Origin of the sequence: Kitasatospora sp. MBT66 (genome assembly GCF_000710405.2) — a bacterium.
Lineage (GTDB): Bacteria > Actinomycetota > Actinomycetes > Streptomycetales > Streptomycetaceae > Kitasatospora > Kitasatospora purpeofusca.
This window is the reverse complement of sequence record NZ_JAIY01000016.1, coordinates 484,638-488,897: the sequence shown is the minus strand read 5'-3', so window position 1 is coordinate 488,897 and position 4,260 is coordinate 484,638. Positions and strand designations below refer to the sequence as shown.

The 4,260-nt window shown below is 75.3% G+C and carries 3 protein-coding genes and 1 pseudogene; 2 read left to right on the top strand and 2 right to left on the bottom strand.

All coding sequences use genetic code 11. The features are described from left to right. A pseudogene (locus BI06_RS52995) lies at positions 1–353 on the bottom strand (hypothetical protein); the annotation flags it as partial. Between the two features lie 190 nt (positions 354–543). Here BI06_RS52995 and BI06_RS38035 point away from each other — a divergent pair. Together BI06_RS38035 and BI06_RS38030 are read left to right on the top strand one after the other, a co-directional pair. Further along, the gene (locus BI06_RS38035; RefSeq protein ID WP_043475892.1) at positions 544–1,146 is read left to right on the top strand and encodes a carbonic anhydrase; all 603 of its coding nucleotides are present in this window, start codon (positions 544–546) and stop codon (positions 1,144–1,146) included. A gap of 107 nt (positions 1,147–1,253) precedes the next feature. Continuing rightward, positions 1,254–2,741, top strand: a complete 1,488-nt coding sequence (locus tag BI06_RS38030) for a SulP family inorganic anion transporter (RefSeq protein WP_030393163.1) — start codon at positions 1,254–1,256, stop codon at positions 2,739–2,741. Here BI06_RS38030 and BI06_RS38025 read toward each other — a convergent pair whose 3' ends face one another. Further along, positions 2,742–3,788, bottom strand: a complete 1,047-nt coding sequence (locus tag BI06_RS38025) for a helix-turn-helix transcriptional regulator (protein WP_051742751.1) — start codon at positions 3,786–3,788, stop codon at positions 2,742–2,744. Between the last annotated feature and the right edge of the window lie 472 nt (positions 3,789–4,260).

The following is a 4,260-nucleotide window of genomic DNA, read 5'->3' as shown; positions in this document are numbered from 1 at the left end:
GGCAGTGGACCCGCCCGGCGGCGGCGCGGCATGCGCTGGAGTGCGGACTCGGATGCGGGGTAGCCGCTGGTGGGGTCGGCGGCCCCGTCCGGGGAGGCGGGCGCGTCCGGCCGGGTCCCGGCGGCGGCCAGGTGGCGCAGCCGGGCGCGGGTCGACACCGCCAGTACGGCGGGGCCGCCGTCCCTGTCGCCGGTCGGGCCGGCGGGCTCGGCGCGGGTGTTGTGGAGCCTCGCCCGCCGGTCCTCGGCGTCCGCCCGGTCGGCGGTGGCGCAGGAGCGCGCCCGGAGGGCGCGCGGTGACGGGAGGGGCGCGGGGCAAATTCTGTGCGCCGACTGTCGATCGGACCGCGCCATGTCCTTTGACCTGCGGCTTCCGTAGTGGAAGGCGTCATTTCGTTCGAGGCAACAGGATGTTAACCGGATCGGCACACTCTGTGCTCAAAACCGGCTTTTGCTTGCTCCATACCCGTGTTTTACTCGCTCTTGACGCAACGTCAGGTGAGCAGGCCAGCACCTGACGTCACCGAAGGAGGCAGTCACCCTCATGGAACCGCTCATCGACCGGGCCCGGGCCTTCCCGCAGCGGGTCGGGGACACCGGCCGCGAACTCACCGGGCTCGCCGCCGGCCAGAGCCCGCAGGCCCTGTTCATCACCTGCTCCGACTCCCGCGTGGTCCCGGCCCTGATCACCAACGCCGACCCCGGCGACCTCTTCGAGCTCCGCACCGCGGGCAACATCGTCCCCGTCTACCGGGCCGACGGCGCCTCGGGGGAGACCGCCACCGTCGAGTACGCCGTCGAGGTGCTGGGCGTGCGCGACATCGTCGTCTGCGGCCACTCGCACTGCGGCGCCGTCGGTGCCGTGGTCCGCGGCGAGGACCTCAGCGTGGTGCCCGCCGTCCGCTCCTGGCTCCGCCACGCCGACCGGGCCGTGCTCCGCGCGGACGGGGCCGAGGTCTTCGACCCGACCGTCGCGGGCCCCGTGCAGCGGCACGTCCTCGCCCAGCTCGACCGGTTGCGCGGCTATCCCGCCGTCGCCCGGCGGCTGGACGAGGGGCGGATCCGGCTGCGCGGCTGGTTCTACGAGATCCACACCGGCCTGGTGCTCGAACACCGGGCCGACACCGATCTGTTCCTGCCGCTGTGAGCCCCGCACCGCACGGGCCGCCGCACGACCCGCGGCCGCACGCCCCACCGCCCTCCGGGCCGTTACCCCATGACCACCGTCCGACCCGCCACTCTCCCGAGGACCCGATGACTCGTCGTCCCGCCCTTCGGCTGAGCACTCTGCGCTCCGACCTCCCCGCCTCCCTCGTCGTCTTCCTGGTGGCGCTCCCGCTCTGCGTGGGCGTCGCCGTCGCCTCCGGCGTACCGGCCGAACTCGGCCTGGTCACCGGCATCGTCGGCGGCCTGGTGACCGGGCTGATGCCCGGCAGCAGCCTCCAGGTGTCCGGCCCCGCCGCCGGGCTGACCGTCCTCGTGCTCGCCGCCGTCCAGGAGCACGGCCTCGCCACCCTCGGCGTGATCACCGCCGCGGCGGGCCTGCTCCAGCTCGCCATGGGCGCCGCCCGCCTCGGCCGGCTCTTCCGGGCGATATCCGTCTCGGTCGTCCAGGGCATGCTGGCCGGCATCGGCCTGATCCTGATCGCCGGTCAGCTCTACGCGCTGGCCGACATCAAGGGCCCCACCGGCGGCCCCGCCAAACTCGCCGGACTCCCCGGCCTCGCCGCCGATGTCGCGGGGGACGGGCGCGCGCTCGCCGCCGCCGCGATCGGCGCCGGGACGATCGCGGTCCTGCTGCTCTGGCCGCGCCTGCCCGCCCGGGTCCGGGTGGTCCCCGCGCCGCTCGCCGCCGTCGCCGGAGCGACGGCCGTCACCGGCCTGTTCGACCTGCCGGTCGCCCGGATCGAGGTGGCCGGACTGGCCGGCGTGGTCAACCTGCCCGGCGCCTCCGACCTCGCCGCACTCGGCAGCCTCGGCGTGCTCGGTACGGCGTTCGCCTTCGCCCTGATCGCCTCCGCCGAGAGCCTGTTCAGCGCCGCCGCCGTCGACCGCCTGCACCACGGTCCGCGCACCGACTACGACCGCGAACTGCTCGCCCAGGGCGTCGGCAACACCGTCTGCGGTCTGCTGGGAGCCCTGCCCATGACCGCCGTGATCGTCCGCAGCGCGGCCAACGTCCAGGCCGGTGCCCGGACCAAGGCCTCCCGGGTGCTGCACGGGGTCTGGCTGCTGCTCTTCGCCGCGCTGGTCCCCGCCGCCCTCTCGGTCATCCCGCTCGCCGCGCTGGCCGGCGTCCTGGTCCACGCCGGGGCCAAGCTCGTCCCGCTGCGCACCCTGCGGCCGCTCTGGCGGGCCGACCGGGGAGAGGCCGGGATCCTCGCCGTCACCGCGATCGCCATCGTGCTGACCAACCTGCTCGAAGGCGTCCTGCTCGGCCTTCTCCTCGCCGTGCTCAAGAGCGCCTGGGACACCTCCCACCTCCAGGTCGCCGTCGCCGAACTCCCCGACGGCGCGGTCCGGGTGACCCTCCACGGCAGCGCCACCTTCCTCCGGCTGCCCCGCCTGCTGGAGACCCTCGAATCCCTGGAGGGCCTGCCGGCGGACCGCCCGGTCCGCCTCGACCTCGCCGGCGTGCGGCATCTCGACCACGCCTGCCGCAGCGCCCTGGACCAGTGGCAGGAGCGCCACAACCGCAGCGGCTCGGCCGAACTCGTGGGTCTCCCCGCCGCAGCCGCCTGATCAGCCCTCCTGGCGCAGCGCCTCAGCCCGAGGGGTCTGCTGGTAGAGGGCCCGGTGTCCGGACCGGGTCCTCACCAGCAGGCCCGCGCGGTGCAGGACGCCGAGGTGGTAGGAGACGGTGCTGGCCGCGAGCCGGTGCCGTTCGGCGAGCTCGGTGGTGCTCCGGGGGACGTCCAGGTCGGCCAGGAGCCGGGCCCGGGTGGCCCCGAGCAGGTCACCGGCGGGCGAGGCCGACGCCGGCTCCGGACCGGGGTCGGGCCCCGGGAAGGCGGGGTAGAGGATCATCGGCCGCAGCTGCCGGGCGCCGGGCAGCGGGTCGACCGAGACGTGCAGCTCGGAGCTGAAGACCGTCGGCGTGAGGTACAGCGCCTTCGCGGGGAGCTTCGCCCGGGCGTCGACGAGCAGCCGGACGCCCTCCTCGTCGTACAGCACGCGCGGATGCAGTCCGCCGAGCACGCTCGCCAGGCCGTGCCGGGCGGAGAGCTGGGCCCGCCGCGCGATGTCCGCGTCGATCCGGGCGCGCAGCACCGGCCAGCGCGGTCCGACGGCGGCCTGCCAGAGCTGGTGGAGCTCGGCGGCGACCAGTTCGGCGAACTCCGCCTCGCCCCGGTCCAGCGCCCGCAGCAGGGCGCGCGGCGCGCGGCCGCCCGCGATGCCGAGCGCCGCGTCACCCGCGAGCATCGTCCGGACCTCCTGCGCCAGCCGTTCCGGGGCGACGGTGGCGACCGCGTGCAGCTCGCGTTCGAGCGACTCCTCGTGCTGCTCCGGCTGCGGGTTGAGGAAGTCCGGGATGTACGTCCACGCCCCGGTGAAGAAGGACTCCAGCAGTGCCAGCCGCCGCTCGCGCACCGCCTCCCGGATCAGCGCGCCCGGCCCGCGCCCACCGGCGCCGCGCCCGCCCGCTCGGGCTGCTCGTGCTGCTGCGGCCGCTCCGGCCGCTCCTGCCGTCGAGCGGAGCAGCCACAGGCTGTCGGTGACGTTGTACAGCGGCGAGATCACGAACCGGGTGTTCGCCACCGCCAGGGCGTCCAGCTCGATCCGGAGCACCGCATCCCCCTCGTCCCCCGCCCTGCCTGCGTTCGAGCCTCATCGAATCATTCGACCCGATGGCCCGGCGGGCGATTCCATGGATCCGGGCCGGACGATGCTGAACCGGACGACGGTGAACCGGACGAAGGCGAAGCCGGCCGAATCCGTACCGGCGGGCTCCGAACCACCGTGACGGCGAAGGGGATCGACGTGATCAGGAAGGAGGCGACAGCCGCCGGGGCCGTCGGCTGTGGCAGTGCCCGGTAGCCACCGCGCCGGGTTCCCGGCCGGGCGCGCAGCCGCCCGACCGTGCTCCGCCGGGGGCACCATGGGGAGGACGGGTCGTGGGCGCGGCGGGTGGAGGCGGAGTGGAGCAGGCGGCGGGGGAGTGCTGGGTGGTCGGGGTGGACGTCGGCGGCTCCGGCATCCGGGTCGGGGCGGCGCCCGCAGACCGCCCGGTCGACCCGACGGGGACGCGGACGGTCGCGGC